This window comes from Sphingomonas sp. 1185 (assembly GCF_040544655.1).
Classification (GTDB): domain Bacteria; phylum Pseudomonadota; class Alphaproteobacteria; order Sphingomonadales; family Sphingomonadaceae; genus Sphingomonas.
The window spans coordinates 68,879-87,421 of the sequence record NZ_JBEPKL010000008.1 but is presented as its reverse complement, the minus strand read 5'-3'; the positions used below and the strand labels follow the sequence as shown (position 1 = coordinate 87,421).

The 18,543-nt window shown below is 68.7% G+C and carries 13 protein-coding genes; 9 read left to right on the top strand and 4 right to left on the bottom strand.

All coding sequences use genetic code 11. The features are described from left to right. Positions 1-129 precede the first annotated feature (129 nt). From ABIC44_RS08300 to ABIC44_RS08285, 4 genes are all read right to left on the bottom strand, one after another. Positions 130-1,119 carry a DUF3667 domain-containing protein gene (locus ABIC44_RS08300; RefSeq protein WP_354294786.1) on the bottom strand — a complete coding sequence of 330 codons (990 nt, stop codon included), beginning with the start codon at positions 1,117-1,119 and terminating at the stop codon, positions 130-132. Positions 1,120-1,206: 87 nt separating this feature from the next. Further along, on the bottom strand, positions 1,207-2,838 hold the full coding sequence (locus tag ABIC44_RS08295) for a Na+/H+ antiporter (RefSeq protein ID WP_354294785.1): 1,632 nt from the start codon (positions 2,836-2,838) through the stop codon (positions 1,207-1,209). Between the two features lie 203 nt (positions 2,839-3,041). Continuing rightward, positions 3,042-4,070: a glycosyltransferase family 4 protein gene (locus tag ABIC44_RS08290; RefSeq protein WP_354294784.1), complete on the bottom strand. Its 1,029-nt coding sequence runs from the start codon at positions 4,068-4,070 to the stop codon at positions 3,042-3,044. A gap of 19 nt (positions 4,071-4,089) precedes the next feature. After that, positions 4,090-4,974 (bottom strand): UDP-2,3-diacylglucosamine diphosphatase, encoded by an 885-nt coding sequence (locus ABIC44_RS08285; RefSeq protein ID WP_354294782.1) that lies wholly within the window; start codon positions 4,972-4,974, stop codon positions 4,090-4,092. A gap of 540 nt (positions 4,975-5,514) precedes the next feature. On the opposite strand from ABIC44_RS08285, the gene ABIC44_RS08280 reads away from it, so the two are divergent. The 9 genes from ABIC44_RS08280 (at position 5,515) to ABIC44_RS08240 (ending at position 18,529) form a co-directional block, all read left to right on the top strand. Next, positions 5,515-6,249: a copper homeostasis protein CutC gene (locus ABIC44_RS08280; protein WP_354294780.1), complete on the top strand. Its 735-nt coding sequence runs from the start codon at positions 5,515-5,517 to the stop codon at positions 6,247-6,249. Positions 6,250-6,365: 116 nt separating this feature from the next. Beyond that, on the top strand, positions 6,366-7,103 hold the full coding sequence (locus tag ABIC44_RS08275; protein ID WP_307104579.1) for a GntR family transcriptional regulator: 738 nt from the start codon (positions 6,366-6,368) through the stop codon (positions 7,101-7,103). Then, on the top strand, positions 7,096-8,136 hold the full coding sequence (locus ABIC44_RS08270; RefSeq protein WP_354294778.1) for an SIS domain-containing protein: 1,041 nt from the start codon (positions 7,096-7,098) through the stop codon (positions 8,134-8,136). Before ABIC44_RS08275 ends, ABIC44_RS08270 begins: the two co-directional genes overlap by 8 nt. Beyond that, the gene (gene nagA / locus ABIC44_RS08265; RefSeq protein ID WP_354294777.1) at positions 8,133-9,254 is read left to right on the top strand and encodes an N-acetylglucosamine-6-phosphate deacetylase; all 1,122 of its coding nucleotides are present in this window, start codon (positions 8,133-8,135) and stop codon (positions 9,252-9,254) included. The genes ABIC44_RS08270 and nagA overlap by 4 nt, the downstream gene beginning before the upstream one ends. Further along, a complete protein-coding gene (gene galA, locus ABIC44_RS08260; protein WP_354294775.1) occupies positions 9,251-12,154 on the top strand; it encodes a beta-galactosidase GalA in 2,904 nt (967 codons plus the stop codon). The genes nagA and galA overlap by 4 nt, the downstream gene beginning before the upstream one ends. Before the next feature lie 60 nt (positions 12,155-12,214). Beyond that, positions 12,215-14,665, top strand: coding sequence for a phosphoenolpyruvate--protein phosphotransferase (ptsP, locus tag ABIC44_RS08255; RefSeq protein WP_354294774.1), 2,451 nt, complete (start codon positions 12,215-12,217; stop codon positions 14,663-14,665). Further along, positions 14,662-16,374 (top strand): N-acetylglucosamine-specific PTS transporter subunit IIBC, encoded by a 1,713-nt coding sequence (gene nagE / locus ABIC44_RS08250; RefSeq protein WP_354294772.1) that lies wholly within the window; start codon positions 14,662-14,664, stop codon positions 16,372-16,374. The genes ptsP and nagE overlap by 4 nt, the downstream gene beginning before the upstream one ends. A gap of 146 nt (positions 16,375-16,520) precedes the next feature. Next, positions 16,521-17,282, top strand: a complete 762-nt coding sequence (locus tag ABIC44_RS08245) for an IclR family transcriptional regulator (RefSeq protein WP_309701798.1) — start codon at positions 16,521-16,523, stop codon at positions 17,280-17,282. 161 nt (positions 17,283-17,443) lie between these two features. Continuing rightward, complete coding sequence (locus ABIC44_RS08240; RefSeq protein WP_354294848.1) at positions 17,444-18,529, top strand: DUF475 domain-containing protein; 1,086 nt, start codon at positions 17,444-17,446, stop codon at positions 18,527-18,529. Positions 18,530-18,543: the final 14 nt, after the last annotated feature.

Sequence of the window (18,543 nt, the reverse complement as noted above, 5' to 3'; positions counted from 1 at the left end):
CAATCCACCGGCTTGTCGCGTGCCGGTATTCTCATGGTATGTTTTGGTATCATGGCAAGGCGGGAAGGGGGCGTCCACCCATTTTCTGGGGGGATCGCGAACCGGGCCGTGATGCAACCGATTGACGGGTCAATGCGCCATGCCGAGCGCCAGCAATGCGACGATCCAGATCAGCAGAACGGCCGCCGCCATCACCCCGACGACCAGCGTCATCACCAGCCCCGCCAGCGGACCCAGGCCATAGGCGCCGCGAATCTGGAGGAAGAGATGCACGGGAAAGGCGAGCATCAGCAATCCCAGGCCGGGCAGGTGGGCCAGCTTCGTCCAGAGGATCATGACGACCATCAGCAGGCTGACGAAGCTGAGCGAATAGGTGACGAAGACGGCATGGTCGAACATTGCCAGCCCGCGCTTCCACAGGAAGAACAGGCGCATGAACGGCATCGACAGCAGGATCAGCGCCCAGGAGAATTTATAGCCGTTCGCCTCCATCTTGAAGAGAAGGAATTCGGGATCGCGAACCGCATGGGCGATCTTTTCGTCGAGCGATTTCCAGCCGGTGATGACCTGGGCCTCCTGCGCGCCATGGCCCGACGCGGCCCCGCCGCCGCCCAGCGCCATGGCGGTGAATTCCAGATCATGCTGCCGCTTGACCAGGGTCGCGCGCTCGCCGTCGAGCGCCGCGGTATCGCGCTTTGCGGCGACGGCATCGGCGCGTTGCCGGTCGATCGCCGCGATCCGACGCTCGGTCGTGGCGACCTCGGCGCGGAGCTCGGTCGCGGCCTCCTGCGTGCCGGGGGCGTGGAAGGTCGCGAACCCGCCCAGCACCGAATAGGCGATGTAGAGCAGGAAGACGCTGAACAGATACAGCGCCAGCGGCGACAGGAAGCGACGGCGCTCGCCCGCGATATAGCGGCGGGTCAGCTCGCCGGGCCGGGTGACGAGCTTGGCCATGGTGCGCCACACCTGTCCCTCGATATGCAGGACGCCGTGGCTGAAGTCGTGCCACCAGGCGCCCAGCGTCCGGTGGATATGCGCCGACTGGCCGCAGTCATGGCAGTAAGGACCGACCAGGCTTGCCCCGCAATTCAGGCACTTGTTCGCGACGTCTGCGTGCATTCCACCCCCTGTCGATGCCGGACCCCGCCGACGAGACACGATAATTCGCCGCCCCGCGCAAGGGCAAAGATGCCCGGCCGAGCGGCCTCAGCCCTGCGTCGACAGGCGCGTGTCGATCAGGTCCAGCTCGCGACCCAGGCGCTGCGCGGTTTCCGACCCGATGGCGCGCGCGTTGAGCAGCTCGAACACCACCCGCCGCTCGGCACGGATCGCCGCCAGCCGCATCCGCCGCTCGACATCCTCCAGGCGGCGAGCGTCGGGATCGTCGTCGCCCTCCAGCGTGTCGATCCGGCTGCGATAGCCGTCCATCAGGCGCGAGGCGATCTCCACATATTGGTCGGCATCCTCGCGCCCCTCGGCCATTTCGTGCTGGAAGCGTTCCAGCTCGGCGATCGCGGCCTTGGCGGCGGCGACGCGGGTGCGGTCGAGCTCGCTGATCCCGTCCTCGCTGGGCAGCGCCAGCCCGCGCAACAGCAGCGGCAGGGTCAGGCTGGCGATCACCAGCGAACACAGGATGACCCCGCATGCCAGGAAGATCACCAGGTCGCGCGCCGGAAAGGGCGTGCCGTCGTTCAGCGTCAGCGGCAGGGTCAGCGCACCCGCCAGGGTGATCGCCCCGCGCGCGCCCGCGACCGACATGGCGGTGATGACCCGGCGCGGCGGGCTGGTCCGGTTGGGCAGATGCCGCTCGCGGAACAGCGTCAGGCGCAGCGCGACCCAGGTCCACAGGAAACGCAGCCCCGCCAGCCCGGAGACGATCGCGACGACGTACAGCCCCAGCCACCAGGGGCTGAGATGGCCGGTCAGCATCACCGTGTCGCGCGCGCCCGCAAAGACCTGGGGCAGCTGCTCGCCGAGCAGCACGAAGATGATGCCGTTCAGCGTGAATTGCAGCATGTCCCACACCGCCTGCCGCCGGATGCGCGTCGCGGCCTTGGCGCCCGAGGAGACGTTGGTGAACGACATGGCGATGCCCGCCGCCGCCGCCGCCAGCACGCCCGAACTCTCGACATGCTCGGCGACCATATAGGCGGCGAAGGGGATCAGCAGGCTGACCAGGATGTTCGAGCCGCTATCGTCGCCGAACCGCCGCGCGAAGACGCCCTTGGCGGTGACCGTGCCCCAGGCGATGGCGACGCCCAGCCCGACGCCCGACACCGCCATCCAGGCGAAGGTCAGCCCGGCATGGGCGAGCGAGAAGGTCCCGGTCAGCGCGGCGGCGACCGCAAAGCGCAGGCAGACCAGGCCCGAGGCGTCGTTGAGCAGCGACTCCCCCTCCAATATGTGCATCATCCGCTTGGGGATCGGCGCCTTTTGCGCGATCGCCGACACCGCGATCGGATCGGTCGGCGACACGACGGCGGCGAGTGCGAAGGCCACCGCATAGGGCACGGCCGGGATCATCCAGTGGATGAACAGCCCCATGCCCAGCACCGTCAGGAACACCAGCCCCAAGGCCAGCCCCAGCACCGCGCCCGCATCGCGAAACAGCTCGTCCTTGGGAATGCGCCAGCCATCGAGGAAGAGCAGCGGCGGCACGAACAGCAGGAAGAATATCTCGGGATCGAGTTCGACCCGGATCTGCGCGATCCCACCGATCACCGCGCCCAGCGCGATCTGGACCAGGGGGCGCGGCAGCGCGGAAGGCAGGATGCGCGAGACGACGCCGCTGATGACGACGGCGAGGAGAAGGAACAGGCTGAGCGTAACGACGTCCAATCGGGGACCTTTCGGGTGCAGCGGTTGGAGCGGCCGATGCGCGCCGAATGACGGACCGACCGAAGGATCAGCGATCGGCGGCCGATGGCCATGCCGAATCGCGCGAGCGGCGACCATGACATGGCGGGCAAGCCCGGTTCAACCCGTTAAACGGGGACGTCGGCCTGATCCATGTGCGATACCCGTCCGGAGGAGTCGGACGATCAGGCCGCCTCGCGCATCGTGCGGTCGATCCGTGCCAGCGCCGCCAGGAACTGCTCGGCGCTGCGCCGCCAGGAAAATTCCTGGCCGAATGCCGCACAGTTCGTCCGGTCGAGCGTCAGCGCCTGCGTGATCGCCTGCTCCAGCGCCTCGTCCATCACCCCGACCTCGGGGCTCAGCACGTCGAGCGGCCCCTGCACCGGCAGGGCGGCGACCGGCGTGCCGCAGGCCAGCGCCTCGATCATGACCAGTCCGAAGGTGTCGGTCCGGCTGGGGAAGACGAACACATCCGCCGAACGGTAGATCGCCGCCAGGTCCTCGCCGAACTTCGCGCCCAGGAAATGGACATTGGGATATTGGGCGGCCAGTGCGGCGCGCGCCGGGCCGTCGCCGACCACGACCCTGGTTCCCGGCACGTCGGTCGCGAGGAAGGCGGCGATATTCTTCTCGACCGCGACCCGCCCGGCATAGAGTTGCACCGGGCCGGGCAGGCCCGCGACAAAGCCATCGCGCGGACCGTCCGGCCGGAACAAGGCGGTATCGACCCCGCGCCCCCAATGGCGGCTCTGGGGCAGGTCATGCGCGGCCAGCGTCGCGGCCACGCTGGGCGTCGAGGCGAGGATCGCGGTCGAGGGCGCGTGGAACCAGCGAACATAGCGCCAGACGAATTCGGGATCGATCGCCCGCACCCGCGCGGCGACATACTCAGGGAACTGGGTGTGATAGGCGGTGGTGAAGGGCAGCCCCTGCGCCAGCGCCCAGCGCCGCGCCAGCAGACCCAGCGGCCCCTCGGTCGCGATATGGATGGCATCGGGCAGGAACTGTCCCAGCGTCCGCCCGACCACGCCGGGGCCCGGCAGCGCCAGCCGGATTTCGGGATAGGTCGGGCAGGGGACCGAGACATAGCGATCGGGCGAGACGATGCACAGCTCATGCCCCATCGCGCGCAGCTCGGCCGCGACCGATTGCAGGGTGCGGACCACACCGTTGACCTGCGGGCTCCAGGCGTCGGTGACGATCGCGATGCGCATTCGGTGTGTCCTTCCCCGGTCAGGCGGCGATGGCGGCGGCGACCGGCTGGTTGCGGCGCGCCTCCATCTCGTCACCCCAGTGCAGGATCTCCATCGTGCCGTCGAAATGCTCGACCAGCGCGGTACAGCCCTCCACCCAATCACCGTCATTATAATAGGTGACGCCGTTGATGTCTCGGATTTCGGCGGTGTGGATATGGCCGCAAACCACGCCATCGACGCCGCGCGCACCCGCCGCATGGGCGACGACTTCCTCGAAATGCGAGATGAAGGCGACGGCGTTCTTCACCTTGGCCTTGGCGTGCTTGGACAGCGACCAATAGGGGCGCTTCATCCACCGCCGGACGATGTTCACCCAGCGATTGACCTCCATCAGCGCGGTATAGGCGAAGTCGCCGACATGGGCGAGCCAGCGATGCGCCAGCGTGATCGCGTCGAACTCGTCGCCGTGCAGCACCAGCAGGCGGCGGCCGTCCGCCGTCTCGTGGATCGCCTTGCGGCAGATGGCGATGCCGCCGAAATCCATGCCGGTGAACTGGCGGAAGATCTCGTCGTGGTTGCCGGGGATATAGACGACACGGGTGCCGCGCTTGGCGCGCTTCAGCAGCCGCCACACCACGTCGTTGTGCGCGGCGGGCCAGTAGAATTTCTTCTTCAGCCGCCAGCCGTCGATCATGTCGCCGACCAGATACATGGTCTCGCTGTCGACATGGTCCAGAAAGTCGATCAGCATTTCCGCATTGCAACCGCGCGTACCGAGATGGACGTCGGAAATCCAGATCGTGCGATAGCGGCGGCGCGCCTGGCCTTCGGGTTCGGGGGGCGCCGGCGCGCGGGGGATGAAGTCGAGAATGGCGGCGTCTTCGTGCAGCGAGCCATCGATCGGAATGCTGGTCATCGGCATCGGCGTTCCCCCACGCTAGGCGTTGGGAATGTCATGCCCGTCATCTGTGACGTGCGCGTCGCAGATCGGTGACAGGCGCGCAGCATTTTGATGACTCGTTAAAGTCACCGATCGCGAAAAAGCCCGCCGATCCTGGATCGACGGGCCTTTCCGTATCGTAAAGACGGAGGCGCGTTTTTTAGAAGCGCACCGCCACCGACGCCGCATAGGTCCGGCCGTTCTTGTAGAAGGCGGTCGATCATGCGGAAATAGCTCGAACAATAATTGTAGCGGAGCCGCGCCTGGAAGATCCCACTTTCGAAATAGGGGATCACATTGACGGTGGGCGGCGACAAATAGGGCAGGTTACGGAGGCCTCGGTCGGGTTGACCGACCAACGTGTAACCAAACTGACATTGGTCCGTAAACGGAAAAAATCAGGCCGATCCCGTCATGGGACCATTGGGCTGGCACATCGTGGGACATGCTGCTTAAATGGCAGGGTTCCGGTCGTTCCTGGGGAGGAGGACTGGCTATGGCTATCATGACGAGGGGATGCCCATGACGGCGATGCCGCGACCGCTTCTGGAAATCTGTGTCGATGATGCCGACGGCGTCGCGGCGGCCGTGGCGGGGGGCGCGGATCGGATCGAATTGTGTGGCGCGCTGGGGCTGGGCGGGCTGACCCCCTCGGCGGCGCTGGTCGCGCGGGCGGTGCGGTCGGGGGTGCCGGTCCATGCGATGGTCCGTCCGCGCGAGGGCGATTTCCGTTACGACGCCGACGAGGTCGCGATGGCGACCGACGAGATCCGGCGGATGATCGCCATGGGCGTCGCGGGTGTCGTGGTCGGGGCGATGGCCGACGACCGGTCGCTCGATCTGGACGTGCTGGCGGCCTGGCGAGACGCGGCGGACGGCGTGGCCATCGCGCTGCACCGTGCCATCGATCTCGTCGCCGATCCGGTCGCGGCGGTCCATGCGGTCGCGGCCATCGGCTATGACCATATCCTGACCTCGGGCGGCGCCGCGACCGCCCAGGCCGGGGCCGAGACGATCGCGGCGATGGTCGCGGCGGCGGATGGGCGGTTGGCGATTATCGCCGGATCGGGCGTTTCGGCCGACAATGCCGCCGCGCTGGTCGCGCGGACCGGCGTCGATGCGGTCCATGCTTCGGCCAGCGTCCGGCAGGATTGGGGGGACCTGCGGATCGCCGCCATGGGTTTCGGGGGCGGCGACCGGCGCCGGACCAGCCCCGAAAAGATCGCGGCGTTGCGGCAGGCTATCGGAAGGAAATAACATCCAATGTATGCCAAATATAATACCTATTGCCCACATGGTCCTGCTGCGATAAGCCTTTGTGCGAAGCGGGGCGCGGCATGAGCGACGTCCGGGCAAAGGGGGATGGCGCGGCCATGACATTCTCGGCGCAGGTCGGCTCCTTCCGAAAGGGGAACCCCGCGCCACTGTACCTTCAGCTCCAGCAGCTGCTGCGCGACGCCATCACCAGCAATGTCCTGGCCGAGGATGACGCGATCCCCGCCGAGCGCGATCTGGCGATCGAATATGACGTGTCGCGGATCACGGTGCGCAAGGCGATTGGCGGCCTGGTCGAAGAGGGGTTGCTGACCCGCCGGCGCGGTGCCGGGACCTTCGTCGCGGGCCGGGTGGAGAAGAGCTTCTCCAAGCTGTCCTCCTTCTCCGAGGACATGATCGCGCGCGGCCGCACGCCGAGCAGTCAGTGGGTCAGCCGCGCACCGGGCACGGTGACGCCCGAGGAGGCGCTGTCGCTGGGCCTGTCGCCGGGCGCGCCGGTCTATCGGTTCCAGCGGGTCCGCTTTGCCGACGAGGTGCCGATGGCGATCGAGGTCTCGACCATCGCCGGTTTCGCGCTCCCCTCGGTCGAGGCGGTCGACCGGTCGCTCTATGCGGCACTGGAGCGGACCGGCAACCGGCCGATCCGCGCGCTCCAGCGGCTGCGCGCGGTGCCGTTCGGGGCGGACCATGCCAAGATGCTGGATGTCGATCCGGGCCATGCGGGCCTGTTGATCGAGCGCCGCGGATTTCTACGCGATGGACGGGCGGTGGAATATACCCAGTCCTTCTATCGCGGCGATGCCTATGATTTCGTCGCGGAGTTAACCGATGTCTGATGTGATGACCGCCGGTAGTGCGGGGACCAGCACCCTGATGGGAGCGGAAGCGGGGGAGGCGCCGCAGGCGATTGCCCGGCTGCTCGCGCGCAATGCGCCGACCGTCAAGGCGCTGGCCGAACGGCTGCGTGCCGCCCCGCCGCCGGTGATCGTCACGATCGCCCGTGGATCGTCGGATCACGCCGCGACCTACGGCAAATATATCCTGGAAACCAAGACCGGCGTGCCGGTGTCGTCGGCGGCGCCCTCGGTCGCGTCGATCTTCGAGACGCCGATGAAGGTGCAGGGCGCGCTGGTCATCGCCATCTCGCAGTCGGGGCGCAGCCCGGACCTGCTGGCGACGGTCGAGGCGTATCGCGCAGGCGGCGCGCATATCGTCGCGCTGGTCAATGACGAGGAATCGCCGCTGGCGACCGGCGCCGACACCTTCCTGCCGCTGTCGGCCGGTCCCGAAAAGGCCGTCGCCGCCACCAAGTCGTGCCTGACCGCGCTGGCGGGTCTGGCGCAGCTCGCCGCCGCCTGGGCGGGTGACGAGACGCTGGAAGCGGCGCTCGCCGATCTGCCCGGTCAGGTCGAGCAGGCGCTGCGCCTCGACTGGTCCCCGGCGGTCGAGGGCCTGCGCGAACTCAGCCAGATGTTCGTGCTGGGTCGCGGCTATGGCTACGGCGTGGCGCAGGAAGCCGCGCTGAAGCTCAAGGAAACCTGCTCGATCCAGGCCGAGCCGTTCAGCGCCGCCGAGGTTCGCCACGGCCCGATGCGCATCGTCGAGCCCGGCTATTCGGTGCTGGGCTTCGCCACCTCGGACGTGGCGGGCAAGGATGTGAAGGCGGTCGCCGACCAGTTCGAGGCGCGCGGTGCAAAGCCGTTCGTCGCCGGGCAGGGCGGTGCGCTGCCCATGGTCGCCGGCCACCCCGCGCTGGAGCCGATTTCGATGCTCGCCAGCTTCTACCGCATGGTCGAGGCGCTGGCGCTCGCCCGTGGCATGGACCCCGACTCGCCGCCGCATCTGCAGAAAGTGACCCGCACGCTATGACCCGCTTCCGTTTCGTCAACGGCCATGTCGCGACCTCCGGCGGCGTCCTGCCGGGTGCGGAGATCGTCGTGGACGGCGATCGCATCGCGTCGATCGGCGCGGTCGAGGGTTCGGACGACACGATCGACCTGAACGGCGGCTGGGTCGTCCCCGGCTATATCGACACCCAGGTCAATGGCGGCGGCGGCGTGCTGTTCAACGACCGGCTGGACGTGGACGGCATCGCGACCATGGCGGCGGCGCATGCCGTCTATGGCACCACCGCGATGCTGCCGACCTTGGTCAGCGAAACCCCCGACAAGATCGCCCGCGCGCTCGACGCGATCGACGAGGCGATCGAGGCGAAGGTGCCGGGCGTCATCGGCATCCATGTCGAAGGGCCGGTGCTCAACCCGGCGCGCAAGGGCATCCACGATCCGACGCGGTTCCGCGATCTGGACGAGGAGATGATCGCCGTCCTGACCCGCCCGCGCCGTGGCAAGGTCATGCTGACCATCGCGCCCGAGCGGGTGCCGGTCGACACGATCCGCCGTCTGGTCGAAGCGGGCGTGCTGGTCAGCGCCGGGCACACCGAGGCCAGCTATGAGCAGGCGATGGCGGCGTTCGATGTCGGGCTGTCCGGCATCACCCACCTCTACAACGCCATGCCCGCCATGCAGCAGCGCGTGCCGGGGCTGGCGGGCGCGACGCTCGACGATCCGCGCCCCTATTCGGGGCTGATCATCGACGGCTTCCACGTCTCCGCGCCGATGCTGCGGCTGGCGCTGAAGGCGCGGCCGTTCGACAGACTGATGCTGGTCACGGACGCCATGTCGTCGGTCGGCGCGGTCGAGAAGGACTTCGTCCTGCACGGTCGTCATATCGACGTGTCTGGCGGCAAGTGTACCTATACCGACGGCACGCTGGCGGGATCGGATCTCGACATGGGTTCGGCGGTCGCCAATGCGGTCGAGCAGTTGCGGATCACCGTCGACCAGGCCGCTGCGATGGCGGCGACCAACCCGGCGGCGTTCCTGGGCCTGTCGGACGAGCGGGGCGCACTCGGCATCGGCCTGCGCGCCGACTGGGTGGTGTTAGACGCCGCGCTCAAGCCCGTCGATACGCGGATCGCCGCATGACGGTCGCGCGCCGCGACCTTCTGCTGGGCAGCGCGGTGGTGGGGCTGGCGGGCGGCATTCCGTCCGCCCCGCTCTTCGCCGCCGATCGCCGCCCGGCGGACGGCGCGGGCGCGCTTCCCATGCCCGCCCCGGTGGACCGGCTGCCGCCCGCGCTGCCGGTGCAGGATGCGGGCCGGGTCCTGATGGATCGCGGCTGGCTGTTCCACGAGGGCGATGTCGAGCCCGCGCGGCTCGATACGCACAATGCGACCTATCTGTCGGTCAAGGCGGGCAATGCGCGCGGCGCGGCGGCGGTCGATTATGACGACAGCGACTGGCAGGCGGTCGACTTGCCGCACGACTGGGCCTCGTTCCAGCCCTTCGTGGAAAACGCCAATGTCGCGCAAGGCTATCGCCCGCGCGGGATCGGCTGGTATCGGCGCAGCTTCCGGCTGGACCCGGCCCTGCGCGGGCGGCGGATCGAGCTGGAATTCGGCGGGATCGCGACCTTTGCGACCATCTGGGTCAATGGCAGCGTCGTTTCGCACAATTTCTCCGGCTATAACGCCGTCCGTATCGACCTGACCCCGTTCGCGCGGTTCGGCGACGAGGCCAATGTCGTGGCCGTCCGCGTCGACGCCGATGCGATGGAGGGTTGGTGGTATGAAGGCGCGGGCCTTTATCGCCATGTCTGGCTGGGCGACTATGCGCCCGTCTCGATCGCGACCGACGGCGTCCATTGCGACCCGCGCAAGCGCGACGGCGGCTGGCATGTCCCCGTCGCGGTGACGCTGGCCAGCATCGTCGAAACCGACAGTCCCGTGACGGTCGAGGCGCGGCTGCTCGATCCGCAGGGCAAGGTGGTGGCGCAGGGCCAGGCCCAGGCGACCGTGCCGTCACTGGACGAAGGGCGCGCCGCGCTCGACCTGTCCGTGGCCGATCCCATGCTCTGGTCGGTCGAACGGCCGACGCTGTACACGGTCGATGTGCGGTTGCTGCGCGACGGACAGGTGGCGGACGAGCGCCGCGTGCCGATCGGGTTCCGCACGATCCGCTTCGACGCGAACCGGGGTTTCTTCCTCAACGACCGGCCCGTCAAGCTGAAGGGCGTCTGCCTGCATCAGGATCATGCGGGCGTGGGCACCGCACTGCCCGACGCGCTGATCGGCTGGCGGCTGGAGCGGCTGAAGGCGATGGGGTGCAACGCGGTGCGTTCCAGCCACAATGCGCCGACGCCCGAGCTGCTCGACTGGTGCGACCGGCTGGGCCTGCTGGTCATGAACGAGAACCGGCAGTTCAATCCGGCGCCCGAATATCGCGCGCAGCTGGAATGGCTGGTCCGGCGCGACCGCAACCATCCCTCGGTCATCCTGTGGTCGGTCTTCAACGAGGAACCGATGCAGGGCACCCCGGCGGGGGTCGAGATGGTCAGGCGCATGGCGCATTGGGTGCGCGCGCTGGACGACAGCCGCCCGGTGACGGCGGCGATGAACGGGGCCTTTTTCGATCCCGTCAACGTCGCGCAGGTCGTCGATGTGACCGGGTTCAACTATTATCAGGGCGATTACGACCGCTATCACCAGCTGAACCCGGCCAAGCCGATGACCAGCTCGGAGGATACCAGCGCGTTCATGACGCGCGGCGCGTTCGAGAGCGACCCGGCGCGCCACATCGCGTCGAGCTACGATATCGAGGCGGCGAGTTGGGGCGACACCCATCGCGGCGCCTGGAAGAAGATCGCCGATCGCCCCTTCGTCGCGGGCGGGTTCGTGTGGACCGGCTTCGACTATCATGGCGAGCCGACGCCCTATGAATGGCCGACCATCGCCAGCTTCTTCGGTATCCTGGACCTTTGCGGCTTTCCCAAGACCGCGTTCGACATCCACCGCGCCGCCTGGGTCGATGACGCGCCCGTCGTGGCGATCGCACCGCACTGGAGCTGGCCGGGACGCGAGGGCAAGCCGACCAAGGTCATGGTCCTGTCGAACGCCGAGCGCGTCGTCCTTCGCCTGAACGGCAAGACGGTGGGCGAGGGCGCGGTCGACCGGCTGATGGGCAATGAATGGACCATCCCCTATGCGCCGGGCCGGATCGAGGCGATCGCCTATCGCGGCGGGCGCGAGGTCGCGCGTGCCGCGCATGAGACGGTCGGCGTGCCGGTGGCGCTGCGCCTGACGCCCGCGCGCACCGTGATGGCGGGCGATACCGAGGATGCGCAGGCGATCACCATCGATGCGATCGACGCGCATGGACGCCATGTCCCGACCGCCAACCTGATGACCCGCTTCACCATTGAGGGCGGGGCGATCATCGGCGTCGGCAATGGCGATCCCAACAGCCACGAGCCCGAAAAGGGCGATCGGCGCTCGCTGTTCAACGGGCTGGCCCAGATGATCGTGCGGCCCGACACCGGGCGCGGGCGGATCACCATCCGCGCGACGGCGGAGGGGCTGAGGCCCGCCACCCTGCGGCTCGACCGGCTGGGCGTGACGCCGCGCGCGCAGGTGCCGGTGCTGGCCGGAGACATGGACGTGCGCGACTGGCGGCGTTCGCCCCGGCTGGACGCCAGACCTTCGCCCGATCTTGCGCCCGCCGCCAGCGACAATAACGGCTGGGCCTTTGTCCGGGCGGGAACGCCGACCCCGGCGGAGGGGGCGGGGTGGCGCGTCTATCGCACCGTCCTCACGCCCCGCCGCGCCGTCGCGGCGCGCGGCGGCACGTTGAGCTTCGCCTCGGTGGGCGGCATGGCCAGCCTGTGGGTCGACGGACGGCTGGTCGCCGAGAAGCGCGATCCCCGGCCGGGCCCGCTGACCGCCGCGCTGCCGGCCGGGTCGGGCAAGCGGACGATCGCGCTGATCGTCGCGGGACTGGGCAATATCGAAAGCGGTCTGCTGGGCCGGGTGACGATCCGTCCACGCTGATGCGGGGGGCGGGCGATCGTCGCGGGGGAAGGAATGCAGTTTGGCAAAGAGTGACGTGCGATGAGTGACCTGACCATTTTTGCCCCGCTGGCGGGTTGGGTGATGCCGTTGGCGCAGGTGCCCGATCCGGTTTTCGCCGAGAAGATGCTGGGCGACGGCATCGCCATCGATCCGGTGAACGACGCGCTCTGCGCCCCGTGCGACGCCACGGTGCTGACCGTGCACGAGGCTGGGCATGCGGTGACGCTGCGCAGCACCGAGGGCTTCGAGCTGATCTGCCATATCGGCATCGACACCGTGTCGCTGGGCGGCCAGGGTCTGACCCCGCAGGTGCAGGCGGGCGCCAAGGTGCTGGCAGGTCAGCCGCTGATCCGCTTCGACCTCGATTATCTCGTCCGCCACGCACCCGCCGTGGTGACGCCCGTCATCGTCGCGGACGCCACCCGCTACGGCGTCGAGCCGATCGCCACCGGGCTGGTCGCGGTCGGCGATCCGCTGCTTCGCGTCGTGCCGCTTGCCGCCGAGGCCCTGGTCGCCGAGGAGAGCGGGGAGACGCTGATCGAGGAGATGACGGTCGCGCTGTCGCACGGCCTCCACGCCCGTCCCGCCGCCAGGCTGGTCGAGACGGTCCGGCGGCACGAGGCGCGCGTCACCCTGTCACATGGCGAGCGCAGCGCCTCGGGCTTGAGCGCGGTCGGCCTGCTCGGGCTGGGGCTGGGTCATGGCACGACGGTACGGATCGAGGCGAACGGCCCGCAGGCCGCCGCCGCGCTGGCCGAGGTCGTCGCCTTTCTGGGCGACGCGACGCCCGAGGAAACCCCGGTCGAGGCGCCCGAACCCGCACGCGGCGAAGGACCGGGCCTGGGCGGCGTGCCCGCCGCGCCCGGCCTGGCGGTCGGGCCGATCCACCGGCTGACCCGCGCGGCGATTCCGGTCGAGACCGTCGCGGCAAGCGCCGAGGAAGAGCGCGCCAGGCTGACCGATGCGCTGGCACGGGTCCGCGAAGGACTGGTGCTGGCGGCTGCGGCCGGTGGCGCGCGCGGCGGCGTGATGGCGGCGCATGGCGCGATGCTGGCCGATCCCACGCTGACCGAGGCCGCGCTGGCCGGGGTCGCGCGCGGCCTGAGCGCGGGCGTTGCCTGGCAGGAGGCGATTGCCGAGCAGGTCAAGGTGCTGGTGTCGAGCGGCGACCGCCGCATCGCCGAGCGCGCGGACGATCTGCGCGATCTGGAACGTCATGTCCTGGCCGCGCTGGCCGGGCTGCCGATCGAGGGGCCGAGCGTTCCCGCCGGGGCGATCCTGGTCGCCGAGGACCTGTTGCCCAGCCAGGTGGCGGCGCTGGACGCGGGCGTCGTCGCGGGGATCGCGCTGGTTAAGGGCGGCCCGACCTCGCACGCCGCGATCCTGGCGGCGGGCATGGGGCTGCCCATGGCGGTGGCGTTCGGCGATCCGCTCGCCGCGCTGGAGGATGGCCGGGTGATCGTGCTCGACGCCGATCGTGGGCTGATCGATCCCGAACCCGATGCCGACGCACAAGGCCAAGCCCGCGACACCATCGCGCGCCGCAAGGCCGAGATGGAGGCGGCACGCGCCGCACAGGGGCCGTGCCGCATGGCGGACGGCACCCGGATCGAGATGTTCGCCAATCTGGGCTCGGTCGCCGATGCCGAGGCGGCGGTGGCCGAGGGAGCGGAGGGCTGCGGCCTGCTGCGCACCGAATTCCTGTTCCTGGAACGCGCGACCGCGCCGACCCGCGACGAACAGGCCCGCGATTACCAGGCGATCGCCGATGCGCTGAGCGACCGGCCGATGATCGTCCGGCTGCTCGATGTCGGCGGCGACAAGCCCGCACCCTATATGGACCTGCCCGTCGAGGAGAATCCGGCGCTGGGCCTGCGCGGCATTCGCGTGTCGCTCGCCGATCCGCAGCTTCTGGAGGATCAGGTCGGCGCGATCCTGGCGGTGCGCCAGCCCTGCCGGATCATGGCGCCGATGGTCGCCAGCCTGGCCGAGCTGGAGGCGGTTCGCGCCGTCGTCGAACGCCAGGGGGGCAAGGCCGAGGTCGGCGTCATGATCGAGACGCCCGCCGCCGCCATTTCCGCCGATATCCTCGCGCGCAAGGCCGACTTCTTCTCGATCGGCACCAACGACCTGACCCAATATACCCTGGCCATGGATCGCGGCAACGCGGCGGTGGCGGCGGGGGTCGACGGGCTTCATCCGGCCGTGCTGCGGCTGATCGGCACGACCTGCGAAGGCGCGGCCAGGCATGACACGCCGGTCGGCGTCTGCGGCTCGCTGGCCGCCGATCGTCTGGCCGTGCCGATCCTGCTGGGGCTGGGCGTCACCGAATTGTCGGTGCCCCCCGCGCGGGTCGCCGCGATCAAGGCGCTGGTCGGCAAGCTGGACATGGTCCGTTGCCGCGCCGCCGCGCTTCAGGCGACCGCCTTGCCCTCGGCGGCGGCGGTTCGCGCGCATATCACCACCATGCTTCAGGAGATCGGCGCATGAGCTCGCCCATGGCCTCGCTTCAGTCGCTCGGGCGGGCGCTGATGTTGCCTATCGCGGTCCTGCCGGTGGCGGGGCTGCTGCTCCGCCTGGGCCAGCCGGACATGCTGAACATCGCCTTCATGGCGAATGCGGGCAATGCGATCTTCGACAATCTGGGACTGCTCTTCGCGGTCGGCGTCGCCACCGCCTTTGCCCGGGACGGCAATGGCGCGGCGGCGCTGGCGGGGATCACCTGCTATCTCGTCACGATCAAGGGGGCCGAGACGCTGATCGTCCCGCCCGCCGGGACCGGCGCGGGGCTGGCCAAGGACATCGCGGCCACCGTCGAGGCGGCCTGGCGGAGCAAGTCGGTCCATCGCTTCGACGTGCCGGTGGGGATCGTCGCCGGGTTGATCGGCGGCAGCTTCTACAACCGTTTTGCGACGATCAAGATGCCGGAATATCTGGCCTTTTTCGGTGGCCGTCGGTTCGTGCCGATCATTTCGGGCATTGTCGGCCTGGGACTGGCGGCGCTTCTGGGCGTCGCGTTCGGGCCGGTCAATACGGGCATCGATGCGATGAGCCAGGGCATCGTCCAGGCAGGCGGGCTGGGGCTGTTCGCGTTCGGCGTGCTGAACCGGCTGCTCGTCGTCACCGGGCTGCACCATATCCTGAACACCGTCGCCTATTTCGTGGTCGGCGACTATCAGGGCAAGACCGGCGACCTGACCCGCTTCTTCGCGGGCGATCCGACCGCGGGCGCGTTCATGAGCGGGTTCTTCCCGGTGATGATGTTCGGCCTGCCCGCCGCCTGTCTCGCCATGTATCACGAGGCGCTGCCCGAGCGGAAGAAGGCGGTCGGCGGCATGTTGTTCAGCCTGGCGCTGATGTCGTTCCTGACCGGCGTGACCGAGCCGATCGAGTTCAGCTTCATGTTCCTGGCGCCGGTCCTCTATGCCTTCCACGCGATCCTGACCGGCGTGGCGGAGGCGCTGATGAACGCGCTGGGCGTGCGGCTGGGCTATACCTTCTCGGCGGGCCTGTTCGACTATGTCATCAATTTCGGCAAGGCGACCAAGCCGCTGATGCTGATCCCGGTCGGCGCGGTCTATGCGCTGCTCTATTACGCGGTCTTCCGCTTCGCGATCCGCCGCTGGAACCTCCAGACGCCGGGCCGCGAGGCCGAGCCGATGGTCGAGAGCGGCGAGGCGGCGGGCGATCAGCCGGTGGTCGAGGGCGGGCGCGGCGCGTCCTTCGTCGCGGCGATGGGCGGCGGCGCCAATCTCAGCGAGGTCGCGGCCTGCACCACCCGGCTCCGGCTGGTCGTCAACGACCCCGCACGGGTCGACGAGCCCGCGCTGAAGCGGCTGGGTGCGCGCGGCATCCTGCGCCCCTCCGCCAATGGCGTTCAGGTGGTGCTGGGTCCGGTCGCGGACACGGTCGCGATGGAGATGCGCGCCGCCATCCAGGCGGGCCATGGCCAGCCAGTCTCCGCGCCGGTCGCGGTTGCGCCGACCCCCGCCGCCCCGGCGGCGGCCCCTGTGGCGAGCCTGCCCGACGCGCTGCTCGGCCTGCTGGGCGGGGCGGGCAATGTCCGTGCGGCCAGCCATCATGCGGGACGGTGGCGTGTCGAGCTGGCCGATCCGGCGCTCGTCGCCTCGGCCCCGGTCGCGCCGGTGCGGGCCATCGCCCATGTCGAGCGGAACGTCGTTCACCTTCTGGTCGACTGACGGGCAGGTGAATTGAACGTTAATGATATTGCTGCGGCCTGACCAAAGGATGTAGATGCGAACACTCTGATGTCATGGCGAATCTGTCGGATCTTTCGGTCGGGTTGCGGTGGAGAGTGTGCTTGGTTACGTTAACAGAGGGCAGCTTGGACGATAAGCGGCTCTACCGCGCCCCCGCGCTCGAAAAGGGGCTCGACATTCTGGAGCTGCTGGCGGCCGAGGAACATCCGCTGACCATGAGCGGGATCGTCAACCGGCTGGGCCGGTCGACGGGCGAGCTGTTCCGGATGATCCAGGTGCTGGAGCATCGCGGTTATGTGTCGCAGGGGCCGGACGGCTATGTCATGACCTCGCGGCTGTTCCATCTGGGGTTGAAGCGTCCGCCGGTGCGCAGCCTGATGGAACAGTCGCTTCCCGAAATGCGGCTGCTGGCCGACACGATCGGCCAGTCCTGCTATCTCTCCGTCCCGTCGGGCGCGGCTTCCTCGGTCATCGCGCGGATGGAGGCGTGCACGGCGGTCGGCTTCTCGGTCCGCGTTGGCTATCGTCGGCCGCTCTACGACACCCCGTCGGGCGTCCTTCTCTATGCCATGCAGCCCGAACAGACCCGACGCGAATGGGAGGGGCTGTTCGACCCGCCGCTGTCGGAAGAGGCGCGCGCCCGGTTGGTGGCGCAGGCGGATGCGGTGCGCGAACAGGGTTTCACCCGGGTCGACAGTCCCGATCTGGTCGGCATGGTCGAACTGGCGGCCCCGATCATGCGCGGCGATCAGGCCATGGCGGTCCTGGCGGTTCCGTTCATCCGCATCACCGACGCGCCCGTCGACGAGGCCGCCGCGCTGAATCATCTGCGTGCGACCGCCGACCGCATCACCAATCAGCTGATCGGCAACGACGCGCGCATCTGACCCGCGCCTGGCTCCCCTCCCGCGTATCTTCGCGTGCAAAGCCGCTTGTCCCGACTGGGCCCGGCGGCGATAGAGCCGGTGCCTGATTGAACAAAAGCATGGAGCCGGGCTTTACCGGGCTGCGGAGCTTGTCGATCGGCCGCGTACAGGGGGAATAGGTGCTGCTGAAATATTATAAGGGATCGTTCCTCTTCACCGCGATCTGTCTGGCGATCGCGGCATGGCTGGGCTTTGAGAGCACGGGCACGCTGGCGGGGACGCTGGGCATATTGTGGATCGTGCTGGTGCTCGGCGTGCTGGAGGTGTCGCTGTCGTTCGACAATGCGGTGGTCAATGCCACCGTGCTGCGCGACATGGACGACAAATGGCGGCGGCGTTTCCTGACCTGGGGTATCCTGATCGCGGTGTTCGGGATGCGGATCGTCTTCCCGCTCGCCATCGTCGCGATCGCCGCGCATATGGGGCCGATCGAGGCGGTGAAGCTCGCCGCGGGTGATCCGGTCCGCTACGAACAGATCATCACCTCGGCCCATGTCGGGATTTCGGGGTTCGGCGGCAGCTTCCTGGCGATGGTCGGGCTGAACTTCTTCCTCGATGACGAGAAGGAGGACCATTGGCTCCCCGCGATCGAACGGCCGCTGGCGGCGCTGCGCGACATTTCGGGGCTGGCGATGGGGATCGTGCTGCTCGCGCTCTATGGCATCGGCCGGTTCATTCCGGCCCAGGAGGCGATGACCTTCCTGACCGCCGGGATCTTCGGCCTGCTGACCTATATCGCGGTCCATGCGGTCGGCGTGCTGCTGGAGGGCGATGGCGATGCGGCGACGGGCGCGGCGGCCAAGTCGGGCTTTGCCGCCTTCCTGTATCTGGAGGTGCTGGACGCCAGCTTCTCGTTCGACGGGGTGATCGGCGCTTTCGCCCTGTCGAACAATCTGTTCATCATCGCGCTGGGCCTGGGGATTGGGGCGATGTTCGTCCGGTCGATGACGATCATGCTGGTCGATCACGGCACGCTGACCCAGTATCGCTATCTGGAGCATGGCGCCTTCTATGCGATCCTGGCGCTGGCGGCGATCATGCTGTTGTCGGTGCGTTTCCATATCCCGGAGACGATCACCGGCCTGATCGGCGCGACCGTCATCGGCCTGTCCTTCTGGGCCTCGGTGCGCAGCAACCGCAAGCATCCCGACCAGGCGCTGGCCTCCGCCGATCCGGTCAAGGGCACCGGACGCTCGCCCCGCCACTGATCGCGCGCCATCGT

Excerpts from the sequence above, each read along its gene's own strand:
- ABIC44_RS08300 (WP_354294786.1), bottom strand. The coding sequence starts at position 1,119 with ATGCACGCAGACGTCGCGAACAAGTGCCTGAATTGCGGGGCAAGCCTG.
- ABIC44_RS08290 (WP_354294784.1), bottom strand. The coding sequence starts at position 4,070 with ATGCGCATCGCGATCGTCACCGACGCCTGGAGCCCGCAGGTCAACGGT.
- ABIC44_RS08285 (WP_354294782.1), bottom strand. The coding sequence starts at position 4,974 with ATGCCGATGACCAGCATTCCGATCGATGGCTCGCTGCACGAAGACGCC.
- ABIC44_RS08280 (WP_354294780.1), top strand. The coding sequence starts at position 5,515 with ATGACGGCGATGCCGCGACCGCTTCTGGAAATCTGTGTCGATGATGCC.
- ABIC44_RS08275 (WP_307104579.1), top strand. The coding sequence starts at position 6,366 with ATGACATTCTCGGCGCAGGTCGGCTCCTTCCGAAAGGGGAACCCCGCG.
- ABIC44_RS08270 (WP_354294778.1), top strand. The coding sequence starts at position 7,096 with ATGTCTGATGTGATGACCGCCGGTAGTGCGGGGACCAGCACCCTGATG.
- nagA (WP_354294777.1), top strand. The coding sequence starts at position 8,133 with ATGACCCGCTTCCGTTTCGTCAACGGCCATGTCGCGACCTCCGGCGGC.
- galA (WP_354294775.1), top strand. The coding sequence starts at position 9,251 with ATGACGGTCGCGCGCCGCGACCTTCTGCTGGGCAGCGCGGTGGTGGGG.
- ptsP (WP_354294774.1), top strand. The coding sequence starts at position 12,215 with ATGAGTGACCTGACCATTTTTGCCCCGCTGGCGGGTTGGGTGATGCCG.
- nagE (WP_354294772.1), top strand. The coding sequence starts at position 14,662 with ATGAGCTCGCCCATGGCCTCGCTTCAGTCGCTCGGGCGGGCGCTGATG.